Raw genomic sequence first — 20,249 nt, forward strand, 5'->3', positions numbered from 1 at the left:
TCTCTTTTTTCACTAGTTCTAAACCCTTTTTTAGGAAATAAAACATTCGGACTATTATTTTAATATAGTAATGCGTTACTTTTAAAAAAACCTTTCCCCATATTTTTTTATTCCAATAACTTTTTCAATGGCTTTGTCGCTGGTCCTTCAATAACTTCCCCATCCGTTGTAAATCTAGAGCCGTGACATGGGCAATCCCATGACCTTTCTCCATTATTCCAGTTCAATTCACAACCCATATGTGTACAGGTCGTATCGACCACGCTTAAATTTCCTGCTTCATCTTTATACGCCCCTGCTCTTTTTCCTTTCAAACGCACAACAGATCCTTCACCCGGAGCAAGATCTTCTGGCTTCCTATTTCTCCTATCTAATTTTCCTTTAATGAATTCTTTTGCTGCGTCTGTATTTTCCTTTGTAAAGCTTTTGACGTGCTGGATGCTTAAATCCCGTGATGGAGAAAACAGTTCCGCATAAGGACTCGCTTTTTCACGAATTAAATCCGTGATCACTTTGGCAGCGATCGTTCCATTTGTCATCCCCCATTTAGCGAATCCAGTAGCGACGTGAATGTTTGGGTTATTCTTCGTAATCGGTCCTATATAGGGAATATGATCTAACGTCGTTAAATCTTGAGAGGACCAACGATGAGTAACCTCGTTTCCCTGAAAATACTCTCTCGCATAGTCATGTAATCTCTCATAACATAACTCAGTTTTTTCCTTTTGACCGCTGGGGTGGCCTTCTCCTCCTGCAAGCAGGAGCTTTTCACCTTGTTCATTCACAAAATGACGTAACGACCTTTTCGGTTCCTCCACATTTAAATACATACCATCAGGGACAGGATCCTCTGCACGAGCCGCTATCGAATAGGAGCGTTCCACATGCAGACGCGAAAAATACAACCCATCAAAATCAGTAAAAGGAAAATGAGTAGCCATGACAATATGGTCTGAAGTTACAAAGTGACCATCTATGGTTATGACGCGAGGACGTGTTCCTTTTTCTACATCGACAGCTCTGGTATTTTCATAAATAGGTGTATTCTTCTCTTTAAGAAAGTGAAGCATAGACGCCAAGTATTTCACAGGATGAAACTGAGCCTGGTCTTTTATTGTAATCGCTGCGGTTACCTCAAACGGTAATTCTACTTCTTGAGCAAGTCCTCCTTTTATACCAATTTTTTCATAAGCTTCAGCTTCTTTATAAATGTCTCGCTTTGCTCTTTCAGTAACTCCATAGATATAGGCATCCTGCTCTGAAAAATCACACTCAATCTCGTGCATTTTTATAATTTCATTAATAAGTTGTAACCCATCTTCATTGGCTTGATAATAGTGTCTTGCTTGAGCTTCTCCTATTGTGCGAAAGAGCTTGTCATAGATTAATCCATGCTGCGAAGTGATTTTAGCTGTTGTATAGCCAGTTGTGCCTTCCATTACTCTACCTGCCTCCAGAAGCACTACTTTATAGCCTTCTTTCACTAATAAATAAGCTGTGGTAATGCCGGTAATCCCACTTCCTATGACGGTTACATTGGTTTCCACATCTTCTGTTAACCCTGGGAGCGATTCTAGTTCATGATCTCTCCAAAGCGAAGCTGATTGTCTCAAAGATCTTCCTCCTCTATTCATGGTTATGTACCTATACCCTGCATACGCCCACATAAAAAGCTGCCTTTTAGAAGGTTCCTAAAAAGCAGCTTTTATGTGCCTATTCTATTTCTCTCGTTACATTTTCTCAGAGAATTTCAGCAATAGCTCTATGTTGTTATCTTTCTTTCTTGTTTCCTCCATGAATTAATTTAAATTTTGAAGAAGGCTTATTCCCCGGCTTTGCATCAAACGCAGCGATCGTAGCTTTCGCTCTTATTGTCAGTGATCCATCCGCTTCTACAAAAAATAATGTTCCCGGTTCGTATACGGTAATTGACTGAACGTTATGCTTCGCAAAGACTTTTTGAAGATCCTGGAACAGTTCCATTTTCCCATAAGTGAACCCCATCTCTCTTCATCTCCCTACGCTTCATTCTATTACTAGTAGGATATGTGGTCATTGAACGAAAAATACGCTCTCCTTTACTTTATCTATTATTTTAAAAAGATGAATTTACTAATAATAGATCCGGTCCTCTTTCTCTCACCACTGCTTAAACCAGGTAACTATAAAGATACAGAAGTTTATTCCCCTGAAGCTGTGCCAAGTAAGTAAATAAAAAATAAAAACCACCCGCCGACATTTCTGCCGGCCGAGTAGTTTCATTTATTAATCAGATTCTTTTCTAACGTTATATCTCCAAGCCTTATCTTCATCGATCATCCGTTTCGCGGCGTAGATGAGAAGAAACTGTATAAATATAACGGGGATTCCCATCAGACCAGAGATCACCTCTAATGGGGCCAATCCCCCAATACGCATCAGTACAAGAGCAAGTCCTGTAATAATAGCAGCAATGATAATACGAAGCGTTTTCGGCGGTTCAAATTTACTCATATCTCGTGTGCTTGTATAAGCAGCTACAGTATATGTCGTAGAATCAAGAGTAGTCGTCAGGAAAATCAATGCTACGACCATAAAGATAACGACTGCCATTCCGCCAAGTGGAAGAGTCGATAAAATCTCAGGAATAGCTGCCATCGGCTCCTCGTTCTGCACGAAATCTAATAAGGCCATATCTTCCAGTAGATAGCGATGCACACCTAAACCACCAAGTACTCCTGTAGCCATCCAAGAAATTAAAGTAGGAGCTAGAAAGTACGTCAGAATCATTTCTTTTATGGTTCTTCCTCTTGAAATTTTAGCGGCAAATACACTGTGAAGCATTGCCCACGTTGCGCTGTAAGCAAACCAGAACACCGTATTACTTTGAATATGCGTTGTTTCAGCCGGGGTAACAGCTTCTGTATTCAAGGAAATATCAAGGTAATTTGTTAGTAAGAAAGAGACACTTTCTGTAAAATAATCGAGAATAAAAACGCCCGGTCCAGCCAGTAATATAAACAATGCAAAGATACCAGCCAAATACATATTAAAGGTACTTAATCGTTTAATCCCTTTCTCAACCCCCAGGTAGGCGCTGATTGAAAACATGAATACCCAGATAATCGTAACAATTAATGTCAGGGTGAATGTCACTTCAATGTTAAAGAGGGCGGATAAATTGTGTGTAATAATTGGAGCCCCGAGTCCTAATGTGACAGCTGCCCCGGCCAATATACTAATAAGAAAAATAATATCCAGTATTTTGCCGCCGATACCATCGGTAAATTTATCCCCAAAAATAACACGGGAGGCTTCCGAAATCCTCATTAACGGTCTTTTTCGCACATGTAAAATATAACCCATGGCTGGGGCGATCATTACGAAAATCGCAAAAACCTGAAAACCCCACAAAAACATACTGTAGGCATTTCCCCATAATAGAGCTTCAGCAGATCCTGCTTCTACGCCAGTCGGCGGATCATTCGCGACATTGGTCCACTCAAGCATTCCAGTCCGCATGATCGTTGATCCTACACCCATAGCTACAAGAATGGACGCGTATTCAAATAAATTAAAACGTGGTTTTTCCTTTGGATCACCCAATACCACCTGACCGTATTTAGAAAAAGATAGAAATAGTCCGGCAGCTACAAGAATTAACCCATACCATAGATATCCCCAACTGAACACTTCGACAATATAATCAAAGATGGAGTTAAGGAGCTCTAATGATTGTGATTCATATAAAGCGAATGGAATGCTAATCGCAATAATGATTAATAGAGATGGAACAAATATCTTATAATCAATCAAATTCTTTTTATTCATTCAAGCCCTCCTCCTATATTTTTTGTTATTATTTAACTAAAAATAATACCATTCAGGTGACTATGTCCGAAAAGAACCTCAGGTAAACATGTTTTTTAAGATTTTATTATATTTAAATAACAAAAACTTTTCGACAAATACGTTAAATAGACTTAAAATCATCTATTCCACTCTCAATTACTGTGGTCGCGCCCTCGGAAGGCCAGTAATTTGACGGTGCGATGATACGAAATAGCTATAGCATTAAAAATCCGAACTGATTTCAATAATCGTTCGGATTTTTTAGGCTTTATTCAGTTTTATCCCGTCCTATTAAGGTTTCAAACGATGTTAAAAATGTTCTTCGATTGATTTTTGTTTAAAAAAACCTTCCAATGTCCATTCATGACTGACGTATGGTGTCTCATCAGGATAAAATTTGTCATCTTCCCTTCTTTTTGAGTCTGGATGAAATAAGTTTCCGATCCTCTATAATCGATATTGGTTACTTCTAAGCCTTTAAATGTGTTGTCAGAAGAAATAAAGTCTTTTAAAGCGGCTTCTTCATTAAATTCGCGAATAAGAGAATACGGACCAAATAGTGCTAACCCTGCAATGATTAATAAAGCCGCTCCTATTATGATTTTCTTTATCAATTATCTATCCCTCTCTCCTATTCTCTTCATTATTAATAGATCACAAGCGTCAGTAAAGATACCATTACTCCTAAAAATCCAAGCAATAAGCTGTACGGCAGATTCTTTAGCACGATCTCATATGGATTCATCCTTAACCCTACGGACGTAATCGTCACAATCAATCCATATGGCGCCGAAGGAACGGTAGCAATTGCACAGCTCGCTAACAATATAGTTAATGTTACTTCAGGCAGCGCTCCCATAAGCAGCTCACTTACACCGCCAAAGATGCCCATAGTGGCTAAAGGATGTACACCCAGCAGCGTCATTCCAAGAAAAGCCGCTTGAATGAAGAGCATAATTAATAGAGGACTCCCTTCCAATGCAACAATTGGTTCCTGTAAATACCCTAGATAAGGAGATGCATTTAACGTTTCTGTTAAAAAAGACAAAGCTAATAACAAAACGATAAAATTATTTAAATGATTCGTATGCTTTTTCCATGTCGGCCATCCAATTTGAATAAAACTTCTTTTCCGCTTCATTAAAACTGCCCACGTAAAAGCAAACGGAAGAATCGCAATCGTTACAGCAAATAAGAAGTCAAACTGAACCACGTTAGCCAGGAATACAACAACTATTAAGAACATGGCCAGCGCTGAAATAAATTGTGTCAATTTCTTTTTATTTGCACCCAAATTCTTTTGTGCACTTGATTGCCTTTTTACTCTATGTTTACGAAATAGTAATTTTCCAATGCTTGCATCTAAAGCAAAACCGAGCAGTGCAATCATAACCATCCACGGCAGGACGACCAAATAATTCGCCCCTGTAATAAATATAGAAGTGGCTAACAAAATTTCTAACGGACTCCACAGCAAGGCAAGGGAGTAGCCCCTAAGAGTAGACATTGCAATAAAATTATTTTTTACTTTGGTTTTCACTGTTTCTAATTGCTGCTTTAACAACTCTTGAGAAATAGTAGCTGAAGATAAATTTAAAAATGCAGCCAGTGAAACCATCGTTACTTCACTGCGCACGTAAAAAGACCCCATTCCTTTTACGTTCCCTCCAAGCAATGATTGCAGTAATTTGTTGTATCGCCCAGCCTTCACCACACTATTCATCCATGGGAGCATAGATATAAGAAAAAGCAGTCCAATATTTCCAGCAAAGAAAGCAGGTATTTCTTTTACCGACGCATCACTAGAGAAAAAAAAGAACGTCCCGGCAGCTAAAAGAATGATGCCCAGAATCTTAAAAACACGGGCAGCTCTTGGGAAATTAATGATGATCATAACCATTCCGAGCACGCCGATTATAGAATAAAGAACGGAATGAGACCAGAACACGTAGATAACATTTAACAAGAAAACAAACGAATAAAATATGTATATATGATTGAAAGCATTTTTACTACGTACGATAATAATTCTCCTATCCATAGGCGAAACGGAAGATCGCAAAACTTCAGCTTGAGTTCGTCTAATGCATGTACGGTTGATTTAACAATTTACCAGATTATCTCATCCTATCGTTGAACTCCAAAATTTTCAAGACTTATGAAAAATAATACTCAACTCTCCTGTTAAAGAAAGCTGAGCTTAAATGAACACTATTATTTCTTTCACGCGTTCTATATCTTCATCTATTTTCCGGGGGATGTAACTATTATCTCCGCGGTAATAACTTCTGTATATTAAAAAACTATCTTCTTCCTGTTTCTTTTAAAATACCTAAATATTGTTTCCACGGACCAACATCCTCTCTGTACCTCTCAGCCATGACACGATTGATTTGAGCGATATGAGTTAAATCATGAACCACCCACGTAGAAAGCAGCTCTCTCACGCGCACTTCTCCGAAAACAGGATGTAAGGCCTTCACGTCAAGATCGACATCAGGATCCACAAGTTCTCTAAGTTTAGTAACGTTTTGTGTTCGAACCCTCTTAAATTCTATTAACTTTTGTTCGATTGAAGTTTCAGATGAACTCTTTAAGTGGGCAAACCGATCAAAAGGGGGAAACGAGTTTTGATCACCTTCTTGCAGCATAACTTCAAGCCTTGGCATCCAGTTGTTTCTCTCAGCTTCAATAAGATGTCCTACTACCTCATCAGCATTCCACGTATCGTCGCCTTCGTTGCATTCCAGCCAACCTGTTGATAATCCCAAAAGATAATTGTTTAACACGAGAGGCGTTCTTTCAAGTATTTCCACGGCTTCGTTTACAGAAAAATTCATCGGGCTTGCTCCTTTCACTTTTATTAGAAAATGTTTAAAATAATATTCCTATAGACATAAAGAGTAACATATAAATAGTAAAGGCAAGCGTAGTACAGCCTCTCTTTATAGGGAAGGAGAGAATTAAAATGGAAAGTATTCGCAGCAAACAATTTAAGATCATACTCAAACTTGCAGGAAAGAAAATATTTTGGAGAAAATCAGGAGAAATGCTGAAAGAAGGTATTGCAACAAGGCGTTTATTAAATCATGAACCGCCTCAAAAACTCCGAGAGAGTTTCTCTATAAAGAAAGTGGAAATGAATGGACACTATTATTATGAAATGAAACCGTCCAAGCCGAAGAATGATCTACACATTTTCTATATCCATGGCGGAGGCTATGTACATAAGATCACGAGACAGCATTGGAAATTTTTAGGTCGACTGGCAGACAAATTAAAATGTACCATCACCATTCCCCTGTATCCATTGGCACCTGAGCATACGTATCAACAAACATTTGACTTTGTTTATGCGTTATACGAGAAGGTGGTAAACAAAGTTGAAGACACTTCAAATCTCATATTCATGGGTGATTCTGCAGGTGGAGGAATGGCATTGGCTCTTGCTCAGCTTTTACATAAAAAACAAGCCCCTCAACCAGGAAAAATTATTCTCATTTCCCCTTGGCTGGACTTGCACTTATCAAACCCAGAAGTTGAAGCCATTGAAAAGCATGACCCGTTCCTTAGTAGAACGGGCGTGATTGAAGTAGGTAAAATGTATGCGGGCGATGCAGACCGCTCCTTTTATTTATTAAGTCCGATCAATGGAGATGTGACAGGGCTCGGGGAGATCTCCATCTTCATGGGCAGTCATGATATTTTAGCCCCTGACGCAAGAAAGTTTGTTAAGAAAGCAAAAGAGCAAGGAAAAGAAATTGATTACCATGAAGCCCAACATATGATTCATGTTTATCCGATCTTTAATTTCCCTGAGGCCAGGGCTGCACTCCAGCAAATCATAAGTAAAATTCACCCCTCATGAAAAAAGAAGTAGTTTATCTCCACCGTTTAGTGATGGACTCTATGTGTTGAGGCGACGTGCGGCAGCAGCCTCCGATAATGCGTGCACCCGCCTCATACCAAACACTTGATTGAACATCAAACGGAGTACAGGATTCCTCACCGTGCCACGTATTGGTTTCAGCATTATAAGTTTCTCCTGAATTAGGATAGATAATGATTGGCTTATCCGTCATCTTGCGGACCACACCAAGGGCTTCAGCAGCGTCGGGGATCGGAGAACAATTGACGCCGAGCGAGGTCACTTGTTCATTATCTCTTAATTCCTTCACGCACTCCTTCAGCTTCGTTCCGTCACTTATCGTTTCTCCATCTTTTAACGTAAAGGAAATCCAAGCATACGTATCCGGAAATTCTTTTAATAGCGAAGCCAGTACTTTCGATTCCTGAAAAGTTGGAATCGTCTCAAGAGCCAGCACATCTGCTCCCGCTTCTACTAACGCCTGCATTCTTGGACGATGAAATTCTGTTAAATATTCGTCCGTCACATCGTAGTTCCCTCTATATTCAGAACCGTCAGCAAGATAGGCGCCGTAAGGTCCTATAGAACCAGCAATGATTGGTTTCGGACGGACTATACTTTTTTCTTCCATCCAGAAATCATCTCTTGCCTGCTTCGCCAATGTCACCGTTTTTTTCATTAATTCCAGTGCTTCTTTCTCTTCTATGCCTCGTTTTGCAAATCCATCAATTGTAGCCTGATAGCTGGAGGTAATTGCACAGTCTGCCCCAGCCTTGAAATAATCATAATGCACCTGACGGATCACTTCAGGATCATCAAGTAAAATCCGAGCCGACCAAAGAGGATCGTTTAAATCATACCCATGGGACTCAATTTCCGTAGCTAACGCACCGTCGAGAATGAGAATAGGATACTCTTGTAAAATAGATGTAATTGGATTACGTTTTAATTTAGACATATTTTTTCCTCTTTTCATATCGTTTAGTTTCTAAAGACATATTTATTGGACGAGCTTCTTCTATCTATGCAGAACCACTAATTCACTTGTAAAGTGAGGATTCTCTTTTAGGAGTGTGATGTTCTTTAGTTGGTTTACTTTTTCTATAATCCTTGCTCTTCCATCCCCATTGGAAGAACATCATCCAAAAAACAATAAATAAAGATTGAATAGCATTTTCTATCCATATTAAGGACCCAGACCTAAAGTAGTCCATAACCAACAACCATAGAAAGAGTGCTGCAAAACCGATAAAATAAATTTTAAAATCTTTCATTGAAGCCTCCTGTCAACCCTTTTGTACATTTACTCACGTTTCATTTTACTTAAACACGAACGACTATGTAATAAACAATTCCCACTTAACTAAACACAAAATGTCGGATGCCCATCATCCCACCCTGATACTCTATAAAAGAAGGAGGTCATAGAAATGGATAGACTTAAGGACATGAATGACGCCCTTAACTATATTGAAGATAATCTTACGTGTGAAATTGACGGAAAAGAAGCGGCCAAACGGGCATTTTGTTCCGAGTTTCACTTTAAACGAATGTTTTCTTTTCTGGCCGGCATCTCACTCTCGGAGTATATTCGGCGCAGAAGGCTCACCCTGGCCGCATTTGAACTTAATACAAGTGACGTAAAAGTCATTGACGCGGCAATTAAATATGGATATCAATCACCCGACTCATTTGCACGTGCTTTTCAAAAAATGCACGGAATCACGCCATCAGAGGCGAAAAGCAAGGGGCATTCCCTGAAATCTTATCCTCCTATGACATTTCAGCTATCGATTAAAGGAGGAAGTGAAATGAACTATCGCATTGTAGAAAAAGAAGCATTTCGTATTGCAGGGATTAAGAAAAGAGTCCCTATCATATTTAAAGGAGTACATCCAGAGATCAACAAAATGTGGAAAAGTTTAGATCAAGAGACAATACGTCAACTAAAAGAACTTTCGACGATTGACCCAAAAGGCATTATTAGTGCCTCCACTAATTTCTCAGAAGAAAGAATGGAGGAAAAAGGAGAGCTGGACCACTATATTGGAGTCGCAACAACGAAAGAGTGCCCTAACGATCTATCCCAGCTGGAAGTTCCCGCTTCCACATGGGGAGTATTTGAAGCTGTGGGACCTTTCCCCGATGCCTTGCAAAACGTATGGGGACGTATTTATTCGGAATGGTTTCCTTCATCGAACTATGAACAAATCGACGGACCGGAAATTTTGTGGAATGAGCATAAGGACCTTTCCTCCCAAGCGTTTAAAAGTGAAATATGGATTCCAATAAAGAAAAAATAATAAAGAGCTGTTTTATCAGCTCTTTTCTTTATATTCTATCAATGATTTCTTCCGTCTATTTTTTATCCTTTTAAATCTTCAACTTTCTGACCAGTGATCGTACCCTGGTGAAAATATAATTGCCACCTCTCATCGACAAATTTCCAAATTGAACTGCGCCGTGTATTCCTATTTCTAGTTTTGTCCTCTATAAAATAAGTAGCTAAGACTACATCATAAGCTAATGGCTGTATCTTATATTGATATAAAACCATTTCCGATAAAACAACTCCATCTTTAAGACACTCATCTCTAGTGATCTCATATCCTGAACTTCCTATTTCCCAAAAATCTTCCGCCAGTATTTGAGCAAGTTCCTCAGTCGATCGGCGTACCTCCAGGTTTAAATGTCTCTTCTCCATTTCTTTTAATTGTTCTCTTAGATCATTATTCATTAGCTTCTCCTCATTTCCCTGGTGAAGATGATTGGTTTCTCCTTTTAACAAAATAACGAATAACAAAAATGATAAGTAACAGTTCCAAAACCGTGATCATCAAACTAGCAAACGCCGAATCTCCATCCCAGTAATCATTTTCACCGTAAGTACTCGCTCTCCCGATCAGCTTTAATGAACCTGCCGTCCTCTTCTTGGACAGCGATAGCTTCCTCTTTACGAACCCCTTCAATGGAAAAATACTTCGTGCCTTCTCTATAAGCATTAGAGAAATTCCCATGGTATTGTTCCATATCCGAATAGGCAGTCACGTGACCAATCTCCCTGTCTACCTCATCGACATACTCCTCACTGACCACATATATATATCCATCCCACACCACGAAAGAATAGGCCCACGATGTAGCAAAGCTTGGTTGAGGCAGTAAAATTCCTGAAATCAGAACGAGCACAAGTAATGAAAAAGTTTTCATACTACTCTCCCTACCCTGGAACACGTGATAGTTACTCACTCAAACGAGGCTGCCACAATACTAATTGATATAACGTTTAAACCAATCGTCCACCTCTTCCGTGTATTCTTCGACATAATTCGTTAACCCATGACCTCCGCCTTCGTATTCCTTATATTTGAAATCCTCGCTCCTGGGCTCTAGTTGCTCAGCAAGCTTCCTGGAATGCTCTACAGATACTTTTTCGTCTTCATCTCCATGCAGAATGAATAGAGGTGAATTTAGCTTTTCAGACCAGTAACTAGCTGAACGCTTTTCGTATTCTTCTTTTTGAGTGTCAGGATCACCAACCCATTCAGCCAGTCCTCTTTTCATAGTTGCTTCACTTTCTTCGTGAAAAAGAAAAAGGTCCGAGATTCCACTCACAACAGCGGCTGCATGAATATCCATCTCTTCCTTAATGGCTAAATAAGTCATCATTCCTCCACGTGAAGTCCCGAGCATCACTTTATTATCAATATCTACATCTTCAAGCTCTTCTGCTACATGACTCAGGTTTAACACATCGTTAAGATCGGCGCCTCCGAACTCTTCCTTTCCCTCTCCTCCATCATTCCCTCTGTATTGAGAGGCGACCACGACGTATCCCTTATTAGCCCAATAAGATAGATAGCCGGATAACGTCCTTTCATCAATTTTTGAATACTCTTGATTTCCTCCTCTATTAAAAATAAGTAAGGGGAGATCCTCTTTAAATTCTTTAGGTTTTACAACAAAACCTGACACTTCTAATCCATCACTTCTATAGTTTAACTGGTAGGCTTCCGTAGTTTTAGAATGGGAGGTTTGTGGAATATCCATCTTTTCATTACTTAATATATAAGGTTCAGTAGAACTCGATTCTCTGCACCCAGCCCCCATCACCAAGAACAAAAGGGTAAGAATTCGCAAACAGAACTTATACATTTTATCCCCCCTTACAAGTAAGGCAATTGGTGCAGAGCCCGGAATTACATCCGCTTTTAACTAAATCATTGAAAAGATTCTGCTGAATCAACTCGTCTTTCGTTATGTTCTTCTCAGACCCTTCCATGAAATACTTCAACTCATAGCTGATATCATCCTCTTTCCACACTAATCGCTTAGAAGATTCGTCTTTACTTTCACCATATTCCCCTTGAGTGTCACCTACCTCAACCTGTTCTGGGTCTACATCGTTATCCTAATTAATATCCCTTTTAATCGTCATCAATTCGACCTCCACACGACCTTCCCCAACGAATTCAACATTTAGTAAGGTATCCTTTTAGCTCCTCGGCCCTGATGTATAATTATAGTCCTCTACTTCAAAAGGCAATTGAGCCGGAAGTTTTGGTTGAAACGGTCCTTCCTAGGATATCCTTCGATTTTAGACAAGTGATCCATTCCATCATTAAACGGTTTGTTGTTATTTTTGTTAGGGATAATAAAAACTCCTTTTTGAAAATTTGCCAACTGCTTCTTATTCAAATACGATTTTTAAGCCCAAAAGTTTCAATATACCCGGTTTACTTCAAAAATCTATTGACAGATAGAATAGCTGTACTTAAAATTGTAAAAATATTCATTTTAAGGGAAACTTACGTGAAGGAGGCATTAATGATTAGAAACTATGCATCTATTGGAACCTTATTTTTAATCATTTCAGCGATATTGACAGCTGGCAGCAATGTTTATTATTCAAATCAAGTACAAAATATAAGTCCCTTCACTTTTACCTTTATTAGTTTCTTCATTACTGCTTTATTTTTTCATGCGATTCAGTTAAGTAACGCTTCAATGAGGTCGCATAACGAGACTGCCAATGTTAAAGACATGATTGGCATTAATCTCAGCACGGCTGGAGTATTTATGAGTTTCTATTTTGCCTTAAAATACATAGAACCTGCCATCGTTGGAGCCATTGAAATCGGGGTAGCTCCGATTTCATCGTTACTTATCGCTAGAATTTTTCACCGGAAATTATTAAATAAAGTGGATGTCATTACAGGGTTAGGTACGTTTATTGGGAGTTTGTTTCTTATCTTTGCAACGCTGCAAGGGAACTCGGGCGTAGCTTTTTCTTCTATCCCCTTTGCTGCAGCCGGGCTTGCCTCCGCTGCCTTGTGTGGATTTTTTGCAGCTTTAGCAGCCATTTACTCGAAAAGGCTGAGCGAAGCCCAATGGAGCACTTCTATGATTTTAGCTCATCGTTTTTATGCCATTATCGTAGTGTCGCTCATCATCTCTATAAAGCAAGGTGGACTGCTGGAACAATTGCCATCTAATTGGGCATGGGTTTTAGTCGTTTCCATTATCGGTGTTGTCCTTCCATTGTACTTTCTGCAAGTCGGGATTCAATATTCTGAAACATTTTTTGTCATGATGTCCTTGTCATTTATACCTATCTTCACTTTTGCCTTTCAGTTTTTCGATCCTAGAATCCATACTTCCTACCATTCGTTGCTAGGCGTAACGGTGATACTAGGGTTTGCTTTATTTAGTGTTTATGTAAATAACGTAAGACATCGGCCTATTCAAGAAAGAAAAGAGATGGCGTTATAAAGGGTGAGCTTTTTTCTTTCTGAAGTTAAAGACCCACTCACTGCTGAATGCTGCAATTAATCCTATCCAAAATACGAAAGACATAGAGAAGATATAACTGTCAGCAAATAGCTCATACGTGATGTTTATAAATAACACTACCAAATAAGCATAAAAACCAATAACTGCACCCTTTTTCCAATGATCAGATTCACTCTCATTCATAGGTTTAAATAATTTAATGCCTTTCACCTCCTAACAAATTTTTCTACTATTTCTTTATTTTAGTATGAAATAGCATTCATAAACAGATTGGATGGGAGAACTACTGTAAATAGGGTTTTAGTTCTTTCTGAAAGCTAGTAGAATGGAGCATAGTACAACTTAAAAAGAAGGTGCTTAAAGTGAAGGAAAACGAAATCGAACTGTTAAGGCTAATCGAGAAAAACGCTAATTTAGAAGTTGATAAAATTGCAAAGCTAATGGGAAAAAGTATAGATGAGGTTCGCGAACTGCTGAACCATCTTGAAGAAAAGAAAGCCATTCTCGGTTACTCCACGCTGATTGACTGGGCTAAAGTGTTAGACGGTGAAGAGGTTACCGCTATGGTTGATGTAAAAGTGACGCCGGCCCGCGGAGTTGGTTTTGATAAAGTAGCTGAACGTATTTACCGTTTTCCTGAAGTCAAAGCCGTTTATCTGATGTCGGGAGCTTACGATTTGTCCGTATCAGTAAAAGGGCAGACGATGACTGAAATCGGGAATTTTATTTCTGAAAAACTTTCTACTCTGGATTCTGTTTTATCGACGACGACTCATTTTGTATTAAAACGCTATAAGCATGACGGTATCATTTTGCACGATGACGATGATGATGATAAAAGAATAGTGGTATCACCATGAATAAGACATCTTATATTTCAAGACAAGTAGCTGACCTAAAGCCTTCTGGCATTCGCCGTTTTTTTGATTTAGCGGCTCAGATGGAAGATGTTATATCGCTTGGGGTAGGCGAACCTGACTTTGTCACACCTTGGAATTTCATCGAACAAAGTTTTCATGCGCTTGAACAAGGATACACGTCTTATACGGAAAATGCGGGGATGCTGGAGTTACGCGAGGAGATCAGCAATTACCTGCACAACAGTTTTCAGCTCTCCTATGATCCAAATGATCAAGTTATTGTTACGGTAGGAGCGAGTCAGGCGATTGACCTTGCTTTGCGGACAGTTGTCGAGCCCGGCGATGAAGTCATTGTGGTGGAACCAGGCTTTGTAGCTTATGTCCCAACTGTCAGTTTAGCTGGCGGAACACCGATTACCATTCAAACCAAACCTGAAAATGAGTTTAAATTAAAACCAGAACAAATCGAAGAAGCGATTACTCCACGAACAAAAGCGATCATGCTGTGTAACCCGAATAACCCGACAGGTACGTTTTTATCTCGTCAGGAATTAGAGCAGCTTGCCGAAGTAATTAAGAAGCATGATCTGCTTGTATTGTCAGATGAGATTTATGCTGAATTGACCTATGACGAAGCCTACACAAGCTTTGCCGCTATTCCTGACATGAAAGAACGCACAATTTTGATCAGCGGTTTTTCAAAAGCTTTTGCCATGACAGGCTGGCGTCTGGGCTATGCATCAGGACCCTCGGAAATCATCTCAGCCATGGTAAAAATTCACCAGTACACGATGATGTGTGCACCGACTATGGCTCAGCATGCAGCGTTAGAAGCGATGAAAAATGGCAAGCCCAGCGTTCAGGAAATGATTGAAAGTTATAAGCAAAGAAGGAACTTTATCGTGAGCAGCTTAAATGAAATAGGACTGGAATGCCCAAATCCCGGCGGGGCTTTTTACGCCTTCCCTTCCATTAAAGCAACTGGATTATCTTCGGCAGAATTTGCTGAGCAATTGCTTCAAGAAGAACAGGTAGCTGTTGTACCAGGGGAAGTATTTGGAGAAAGCGGCGAAGGATACATACGCTGTTCCTACGCGACTTCTCTGAAACAGCTCGACGAAGCCATGGATCGCATGAAACGGTTTGTAGAAAAAAGAATATAAATGAAAAACAGGAAATTCCCGAAGTGAGGAATTTCCTGTTTTTCATAAGGTAAACGTTCGAACCCACGGCTTACGTTAAATTGTAAGTGAACAAATATTAAAAACGTTTAGTTATAGACCATTAGCCACAGCTCTCAATTAGAAATCATAAAGATTCATAGTTCTCCATTGTTTTGGAAGAGCTGCTGTTTCAAGTGCATAAATCTTTTTTACAGCTGAAAATTCCGGTCCATCATTACATGAGAGCTTTCTGCAAATATCCGCTTCCAGTATAACGTTATCGGCTTAAAACCTCTTTATTTATATGTGATTTCCTTTAAGGTATAATCATTCTCATAAGTGATGAAAGAGTTTTCATACCCCTATTAATCAATAAAGGAGATTCATATGATATGAAACCCAAAATTCAAGACGTGGCTAAAGCGGCCGGGGTGTCCCCTACCACTGTGTCACGTGTTTTAAATAACCGTGGTTATATAAGCGAAGAGATGAAGAAGAAAGTATATAATGCGATGGAAGAAATTAATTATATTCCAAACGATTTAGCAAGGTCTTTGTATAATAAGAAAACGAATATTATTGGGTTAATCGTGCCGACGACTAAAAATCCATTTTTCGGTGAACTAGCAGCAGAAATAGAAAATTACTGTTCGCAAAAAGGACTTAAAGTACTTCTATGCAACAGCGTAAACAACATTGAAAAAGAAAAGCAGTATTGGGATATGCTCAGAAGAAATCAAGTAGATGGTGTAATCGTGGGGACTTATAACCGCGGCCTACTTGATTATGAACAGCATAACTTACCAACCGTAGCCATTGATCATTATTTATCTATGGATATTCCCGTCGTAGGTTCAGATAATTACAAAGGCGGGAAACTTGCTGTGGAAAAACTTTTAGAGGCTGGCTCCCAGCGAATCATTCATTTAAACGGTCCTTATGACCTTGAAACACCTGCTAATTTGCGCAGGAAAGCCTATGAGGATGTTATGACTGAGCGCAATTTGCCTCATACCACCTACGAAATTCCAGGGGTAGTCGATATCGAGCAGCACAAACGAATTATTAAAAAGATTTTTGATGAACAGCCGGATATGGACGGAGTCTTTGCCAGTGATGATATCTTAGCTCTGGCGGTTATGCGGGAAGCAGAAAATAGAAAGGTATCGATTCCAGAACAACTAAAAATTATCGGATATGATGGTACAGAAACGATTCGTACCATCCACCCCAAACTAACAACAATTCGTCAGCCAATTCAAACCATCGCTGAATCAGCCGTGTCTCTTCTGCAACAGCAAATCGAAGGCACAAAACCGATTGCACAGGAAGAAATCAGGCACAATGTTTCTTTTTATGAAGGTGGTTCTATTTAAAAAACATAAAGAAGGGAAAGGCTTCACAATTCAACCTTTCCCTTCTTTTTATTCTATTACTTTTTTTAACGACCACGTCTCCATTTTTTCTACAATAACTCCCGTTCCTTCTGTAAATAGTCGAGTACCCTTGTTTTTCAAATCAGAATAAATGCGATTTGTTATCCACGCTTCTCCATCTGCTGTTAGTACCTCTAATGAGCATGTATCCATAAATAACCGGATTGAAAGTTGATCTTTTACATTAATCTTAGTTTTATTTAAACTAGAATGGGTATCTCCCCCGGCTAGAGTAGTGTCTACGACTAATTCTTTTGTTTTTAAATCGTAGTACACCAAAACTTTTTCTTTTCTATTATCAGAAACTCTCAACTCTATCCCTAGCTTTCCATAAGGCTCAGCTTTTTTCAAATCAAAATCTATTAACATTTCATAGCTGTGATCTAAGTCATTTCTAGTAACATCTACCACTTCATTTGGTGATAGGTGGATATTTTCATTGTACTGATTGTTTTCTCGTAAACTTTGAAGTTCGGGAGCAGGTAATAACTTCACTTGGCTGTTACCATCCAGTACGACCTGCCTCGGAATTGTCATAGCCCCTGCCCAGCCTTCCGTTTTAGTAGGGAAGTCTGTCTGCCACGTATCCATCCAGGCGATTAGAATTCGTCTGCCTTGTTCATCTTCAAACGTCTGGGCAGCATAAAAATCATTCCCGTCATCAATTTCTTTTACTGATTCAGGGGTGAATTTACCATTGTTATAATTCATCTCACCAACCATAATGATGTTTTTTCCATCGGCCATATTCATAGGCGAGACGATCAGTGCATGTTTATCCTTGATAGGGAATAGATCCGGGCATTCCCACATATCCCCCTGATTCTCATCTGCTTCTAAGGCTTCTCCTTCATATGTCCAATCTATTAAATCCTCGGATTTATATAAAGGAATAGCTCCTTTTCCATTCACACTTGAACCTACAACCATATACCATTCCCCGTCATACCTCCACACTTTAGGGTCGCGAAAATCCTGTGATAAATCCTCGGGAGGCTTGTCAATGACAGGGTTTTGATTGTGCTTATAAAAATGAATACCATCGATAGAAGAAGCTGCAGCCTGAACTTCTTTTGGGGATTTTCCTCCTACATGCCCTGTATAAATTAAATAAAGCTCATCACCTTTAGAAACAGCACTACCTGAAAAGCAGCCAATATCATCGTTTCCTTCTTCAAAATCATATTCCTCTGAAGGCGCCAGGGCGACAGGTTGATGCTCCCAGTGAATTAAATCTTTACTTACAGCATGACCCCAGTGCATCGGTCCCCAGTTCACCCCATAAGGGTTGTGCTGGTAGAATAAATGATAGACTCCTTTATGCTGAATCAGGCCATTAGGATCATTAATCCACCCAGATGGAGCCATAAAGTGATAATTTAATCGATAGCTGGCATCCACGATTTTCTTCTTTCTCATCTCCACCTCCTGAGTCGCTTGCTGAACTTCTTGTTCATGGGTTTCATTCGTTAATTTCATAGTTTTCCCCTCCAAAATATGTTATCCGGTTGTCATACAAATTCAAATTAAATAACTTACTTATTGCCTGTTCCTGAAGTGCCAAGCCCTTGAAGTAAATATTTTTGAGCTACCATATAGACGATAATAAGCGGAATCGTTGAGATCGTTAAGATTGCCATAATCTGATTCGTAAAGACAGGCTCTGTCGAATTGATATTCGTAATTGCAACCTGCAGCGGGAATTTCTCCCCATCGGTTAAGATCATCAACGGCCAGATGTAGTCATTCCAGCTGGCGATAAAGGAAAGTGTGCCTACAGTTGCAATGGCCGGTTTAGACATTGGCATCATAATTTTCCAGAAAATTGACCAATTGCTGGCTCCTTCAATCTTGGCCGACTCAATCACCGAATCCGGCACAGCGATAAAGAAATTCCTGAACAAATAAATGAAGAAAGCGTTCGCTATCATAGGGATCACGACAGCTAGGCGGCTGTTGACCAGTCCCAGATTGTGAATGATAGTAAATTGAGTGATTATAATAGTTTCAACAGGGACGATTAACAACGCCAGCAGGAGACTAAACAACAGGTTTTTTCCAAAAAACCTGAATTTTGCGAAGGCATACCCTGCCATACCATTGATGACAATTGATCCCACTGTAACGATCCCAGCATATAAAACACTATTGAACAAGTAATTAAATATATCAAATCGTTCAAATAACTCGGAGTAAGAAGCCATCCACTCCGATAAGTGAAAAGAAGGTAATAAAGCTTTAATGCTGTCTAAATCTTGATAAATGCTTTCCTCCGTTTTTAACGAGGAAGAAATCATCCATAATAGAGGAAATACAAACACAAAAGCTAAAAGGGCTAACAATATATATTTAACTACTTTTGTTATTTTTTGCATTTAAATATCCTCCTTTGCTAGTTTTCTCTGAATAAATGTCACCACTGCAATTAAAGCACCAAATACGACCGTCATTGCGCTGGAGTATCCAACCAATCGATCCGTAAAACCAGTTTGATAGATATAAAATATCGGCGTCATTGTCGAGTTCAGTGGTCCACCCTGAGTCATAATCATCGGCTGAATGATTAATTTAAAGGCTGCAATTAATGTTGTGAACACTATTAAAGTGGTGGTAGGTCTTAATAAAGGCAGGGTAATGTGCAGGAAGCTCTTCCACTTCGTAGCTCCATCTATTTTTGCCGCTTCATATACTTCTCTAGAAATATTTTGTAAGCCGGCTAAGAAAATCAACATTTGATACCCTGCTCCCTGCCATGCGGATACAAACACAATCGCAAATATTGCCTGATTTGGACTGGTTAAAAACGGCTGAGCATCGATCCCTATACCTTGAAACATAGAATTGATCAATCCATCAGAAGGGTTTAATAAATAGAGCCATAATACTGAGATCACAACTAAAGACATAACAACTGGAGAAAAGAAAGCTACTTTGAGAAAAATATTACTTTTTTTGTTGTTGTTAATTAATAAAGCTAACCCTAAAGCGGCCCCTACCTGTACAATAATAATGCAAACAACAAAAATAGAAATGTTTTGCAGGCTTTTCATAAACACAGGATCACTAAAGAGCTGAGTGAAGTTACTAAACCCAACAAATTCCCGTTGATCCGGCGTAAGAAGATAATAATCCGTAAAGGCATAATAAATCGTCAATAAGGCAGGTAAGAATAAGAAAACACCTAGCAATATTAAGGCTGGCAGCAGGAAATAAAACGGTTGGATATGAAAACTTATGGATTCTAAACTAAAAGCTTTTCGTTTTGACCGTTTAGTAAACTTATCAGAGTACTCCATTC

General features: G+C 39.2%; 20 protein-coding genes and 1 pseudogene. 6 read left to right on the top strand and 15 right to left on the bottom strand.

The window, feature by feature from the left end:
* Nucleotides 1-107: 107 nt before the first annotated feature.
* From ACGTNH_RS17280 to ACGTNH_RS17305, 6 genes are all read right to left on the bottom strand, one after another.
* Nucleotides 108-1,613, bottom strand: a complete 1,506-nt coding sequence (locus ACGTNH_RS17280) for an FAD-dependent oxidoreductase (RefSeq protein WP_394588179.1) — start codon at nt 1,611-1,613, stop codon at nt 108-110.
* A 157-nt stretch (nt 1,614-1,770) separates the two neighbouring features.
* Nucleotides 1,771-2,004 carry a hypothetical protein gene (locus tag ACGTNH_RS17285; protein WP_394588180.1) on the bottom strand — a complete coding sequence of 78 codons (234 nt, stop codon included), beginning with the start codon at nt 2,002-2,004 and terminating at the stop codon, nt 1,771-1,773.
* Nucleotides 2,005-2,265: 261 nt separating this feature from the next.
* The gene (locus ACGTNH_RS17290) at nt 2,266-3,810 is read right to left on the bottom strand and encodes a BCCT family transporter (RefSeq protein ID WP_394588181.1); all 1,545 of its coding nucleotides are present in this window, start codon (nt 3,808-3,810) and stop codon (nt 2,266-2,268) included.
* Between the two features lie 320 nt (nt 3,811-4,130).
* Complete coding sequence (locus ACGTNH_RS17295) at nt 4,131-4,445, bottom strand: hypothetical protein (RefSeq protein WP_394588182.1); 315 nt, start codon at nt 4,443-4,445, stop codon at nt 4,131-4,133.
* Nucleotides 4,446-4,477: 32 nt separating this feature from the next.
* Nucleotides 4,478-5,731 (bottom strand): hypothetical protein, encoded by a 1,254-nt coding sequence (locus tag ACGTNH_RS17300; RefSeq protein WP_394588183.1) that lies wholly within the window; start codon nt 5,729-5,731, stop codon nt 4,478-4,480.
* A 403-nt stretch (nt 5,732-6,134) separates the two neighbouring features.
* A complete protein-coding gene (locus ACGTNH_RS17305; protein WP_394588184.1) occupies nt 6,135-6,671 on the bottom strand; it encodes a DinB family protein in 537 nt (178 codons plus the stop codon).
* Nucleotides 6,672-6,799: 128 nt separating this feature from the next.
* Here ACGTNH_RS17305 and ACGTNH_RS17310 point away from each other — a divergent pair, with 128 nt between their 5' ends.
* Nucleotides 6,800-7,699 carry an alpha/beta hydrolase gene (locus ACGTNH_RS17310; protein WP_394588185.1) on the top strand — a complete coding sequence of 300 codons (900 nt, stop codon included), beginning with the start codon at nt 6,800-6,802 and terminating at the stop codon, nt 7,697-7,699.
* 13 nt (nt 7,700-7,712) lie between these two features.
* On the opposite strand, the gene mmuM is transcribed toward ACGTNH_RS17310, so the two are convergent.
* Together mmuM and ACGTNH_RS17320 are read right to left on the bottom strand one after the other, a co-directional pair.
* Nucleotides 7,713-8,657 carry a homocysteine S-methyltransferase gene (gene mmuM, locus ACGTNH_RS17315; RefSeq protein ID WP_394588186.1) on the bottom strand — a complete coding sequence of 315 codons (945 nt, stop codon included), beginning with the start codon at nt 8,655-8,657 and terminating at the stop codon, nt 7,713-7,715.
* Nucleotides 8,658-8,739: 82 nt separating this feature from the next.
* The gene (locus ACGTNH_RS17320; protein ID WP_394588187.1) at nt 8,740-8,973 is read right to left on the bottom strand and encodes a hypothetical protein; all 234 of its coding nucleotides are present in this window, start codon (nt 8,971-8,973) and stop codon (nt 8,740-8,742) included.
* A 156-nt stretch (nt 8,974-9,129) separates the two neighbouring features.
* Here ACGTNH_RS17320 and ACGTNH_RS17325 point away from each other — a divergent pair, with 156 nt between their 5' ends.
* Nucleotides 9,130-10,002: an AraC family transcriptional regulator gene (locus tag ACGTNH_RS17325; RefSeq protein ID WP_394588188.1), complete on the top strand. Its 873-nt coding sequence runs from the start codon at nt 9,130-9,132 to the stop codon at nt 10,000-10,002.
* 62 nt (nt 10,003-10,064) lie between these two features.
* On the opposite strand, the gene ACGTNH_RS17330 is transcribed toward ACGTNH_RS17325, so the two are convergent.
* The 4 genes and pseudogenes from ACGTNH_RS17330 to ACGTNH_RS17345 all read right to left on the bottom strand — a co-directional run.
* Complete coding sequence (locus ACGTNH_RS17330) at nt 10,065-10,436, bottom strand: nuclear transport factor 2 family protein (protein ID WP_394588189.1); 372 nt, start codon at nt 10,434-10,436, stop codon at nt 10,065-10,067.
* 140 nt (nt 10,437-10,576) lie between these two features.
* On the bottom strand, nt 10,577-10,909 hold the full coding sequence (locus ACGTNH_RS17335) for a hypothetical protein (RefSeq protein WP_394588190.1): 333 nt from the start codon (nt 10,907-10,909) through the stop codon (nt 10,577-10,579).
* A gap of 60 nt (nt 10,910-10,969) precedes the next feature.
* Nucleotides 10,970-11,854: an alpha/beta hydrolase family protein gene (locus tag ACGTNH_RS17340; RefSeq protein ID WP_394588191.1), complete on the bottom strand. Its 885-nt coding sequence runs from the start codon at nt 11,852-11,854 to the stop codon at nt 10,970-10,972.
* A 1-nt stretch (nt 11,855) separates the two neighbouring features.
* Nucleotides 11,856-12,095 (bottom strand): annotated as a pseudogene (locus ACGTNH_RS17345) (hypothetical protein); the annotation flags it as partial.
* A gap of 431 nt (nt 12,096-12,526) precedes the next feature.
* Between ACGTNH_RS17345 and ACGTNH_RS17350 the strand changes: the two are divergent.
* The 4 genes from ACGTNH_RS17350 to ACGTNH_RS17365 all read left to right on the top strand — a co-directional run bounded on the left by ACGTNH_RS17350 (nt 12,527) and on the right by ACGTNH_RS17365 (nt 16,891).
* A complete protein-coding gene (locus ACGTNH_RS17350; RefSeq protein ID WP_394588192.1) occupies nt 12,527-13,471 on the top strand; it encodes an EamA family transporter in 945 nt (314 codons plus the stop codon).
* Between the two features lie 383 nt (nt 13,472-13,854).
* A complete protein-coding gene (locus tag ACGTNH_RS17355; protein WP_394588193.1) occupies nt 13,855-14,352 on the top strand; it encodes an Lrp/AsnC family transcriptional regulator in 498 nt (165 codons plus the stop codon).
* Complete coding sequence (locus ACGTNH_RS17360; protein ID WP_394588194.1) at nt 14,349-15,515, top strand: aminotransferase; 1,167 nt, start codon at nt 14,349-14,351, stop codon at nt 15,513-15,515. Before ACGTNH_RS17355 ends, ACGTNH_RS17360 begins: the two co-directional genes overlap by 4 nt.
* Nucleotides 15,516-15,907: 392 nt before the next feature.
* Nucleotides 15,908-16,891 (top strand): LacI family DNA-binding transcriptional regulator, encoded by a 984-nt coding sequence (locus ACGTNH_RS17365; RefSeq protein ID WP_394588195.1) that lies wholly within the window; start codon nt 15,908-15,910, stop codon nt 16,889-16,891.
* 48 nt (nt 16,892-16,939) lie between these two features.
* Here the strand turns inward: ACGTNH_RS17365 and ACGTNH_RS17370 are convergent, their stop codons facing one another.
* From ACGTNH_RS17370 to ACGTNH_RS17380, 3 genes are read right to left on the bottom strand one after another with little or no spacing between them, the layout of a single operon-like run.
* A complete protein-coding gene (locus tag ACGTNH_RS17370) occupies nt 16,940-18,430 on the bottom strand; it encodes a glycoside hydrolase family 32 protein (protein WP_394588196.1) in 1,491 nt (496 codons plus the stop codon).
* A gap of 56 nt (nt 18,431-18,486) precedes the next feature.
* Nucleotides 18,487-19,326, bottom strand: coding sequence for a carbohydrate ABC transporter permease (locus ACGTNH_RS17375; RefSeq protein WP_394588197.1), 840 nt, complete (start codon nt 19,324-19,326; stop codon nt 18,487-18,489).
* On the bottom strand, nt 19,327-20,247 hold the full coding sequence (locus ACGTNH_RS17380; protein WP_394588198.1) for a carbohydrate ABC transporter permease: 921 nt from the start codon (nt 20,245-20,247) through the stop codon (nt 19,327-19,329). It lies immediately after the preceding gene.
* Nucleotides 20,248-20,249 lie beyond the last annotated feature (2 nt).

The sequence above is a fragment of the Halobacillus sp. B23F22_1 genome (assembly GCF_043497005.1).
In the GTDB taxonomy this organism is placed as follows: Bacteria; Bacillota; Bacilli; order Bacillales; family Halobacillaceae; genus Halobacillus_A.

What these genes read in the sequence shown, in the direction of transcription:
- ACGTNH_RS17340 (WP_394588191.1), bottom strand. Translation starts at nt 11,854, where the DNA reads ATGTATAAGTTCTGTTTGCGAATTCTTACCCTTTTGTTCTTGGTGATG.
- ACGTNH_RS17335 (WP_394588190.1), bottom strand. Translation starts at nt 10,909, where the DNA reads ATGAAAACTTTTTCATTACTTGTGCTCGTTCTGATTTCAGGAATTTTA.
- ACGTNH_RS17310 (WP_394588185.1), top strand. Translation starts at nt 6,800, where the DNA reads ATGGAAAGTATTCGCAGCAAACAATTTAAGATCATACTCAAACTTGCA.
- ACGTNH_RS17325 (WP_394588188.1), top strand. Translation starts at nt 9,130, where the DNA reads ATGGATAGACTTAAGGACATGAATGACGCCCTTAACTATATTGAAGAT.
- ACGTNH_RS17320 (WP_394588187.1), bottom strand. Translation starts at nt 8,973, where the DNA reads ATGAAAGATTTTAAAATTTATTTTATCGGTTTTGCAGCACTCTTTCTA.
- ACGTNH_RS17360 (WP_394588194.1), top strand. Translation starts at nt 14,349, where the DNA reads ATGAATAAGACATCTTATATTTCAAGACAAGTAGCTGACCTAAAGCCT.
- mmuM (WP_394588186.1), bottom strand. Translation starts at nt 8,657, where the DNA reads ATGTCTAAATTAAAACGTAATCCAATTACATCTATTTTACAAGAGTAT.
- ACGTNH_RS17305 (WP_394588184.1), bottom strand. Translation starts at nt 6,671, where the DNA reads ATGAATTTTTCTGTAAACGAAGCCGTGGAAATACTTGAAAGAACGCCT.
- ACGTNH_RS17380 (WP_394588198.1), bottom strand. Translation starts at nt 20,247, where the DNA reads ATGGAGTACTCTGATAAGTTTACTAAACGGTCAAAACGAAAAGCTTTT.
- ACGTNH_RS17370 (WP_394588196.1), bottom strand. Translation starts at nt 18,430, where the DNA reads ATGAAATTAACGAATGAAACCCATGAACAAGAAGTTCAGCAAGCGACT.
- ACGTNH_RS17290 (WP_394588181.1), bottom strand. Translation starts at nt 3,810, where the DNA reads ATGAATAAAAAGAATTTGATTGATTATAAGATATTTGTTCCATCTCTA.
- ACGTNH_RS17300 (WP_394588183.1), bottom strand. Translation starts at nt 5,731, where the DNA reads ATGGTTATGATCATCATTAATTTCCCAAGAGCTGCCCGTGTTTTTAAG.
- ACGTNH_RS17330 (WP_394588189.1), bottom strand. Translation starts at nt 10,436, where the DNA reads ATGAATAATGATCTAAGAGAACAATTAAAAGAAATGGAGAAGAGACAT.
- ACGTNH_RS17285 (WP_394588180.1), bottom strand. Translation starts at nt 2,004, where the DNA reads ATGGGGTTCACTTATGGGAAAATGGAACTGTTCCAGGATCTTCAAAAA.
- ACGTNH_RS17350 (WP_394588192.1), top strand. Translation starts at nt 12,527, where the DNA reads ATGATTAGAAACTATGCATCTATTGGAACCTTATTTTTAATCATTTCA.
- ACGTNH_RS17375 (WP_394588197.1), bottom strand. Translation starts at nt 19,326, where the DNA reads ATGCAAAAAATAACAAAAGTAGTTAAATATATATTGTTAGCCCTTTTA.
- ACGTNH_RS17365 (WP_394588195.1), top strand. Translation starts at nt 15,908, where the DNA reads ATGAAACCCAAAATTCAAGACGTGGCTAAAGCGGCCGGGGTGTCCCCT.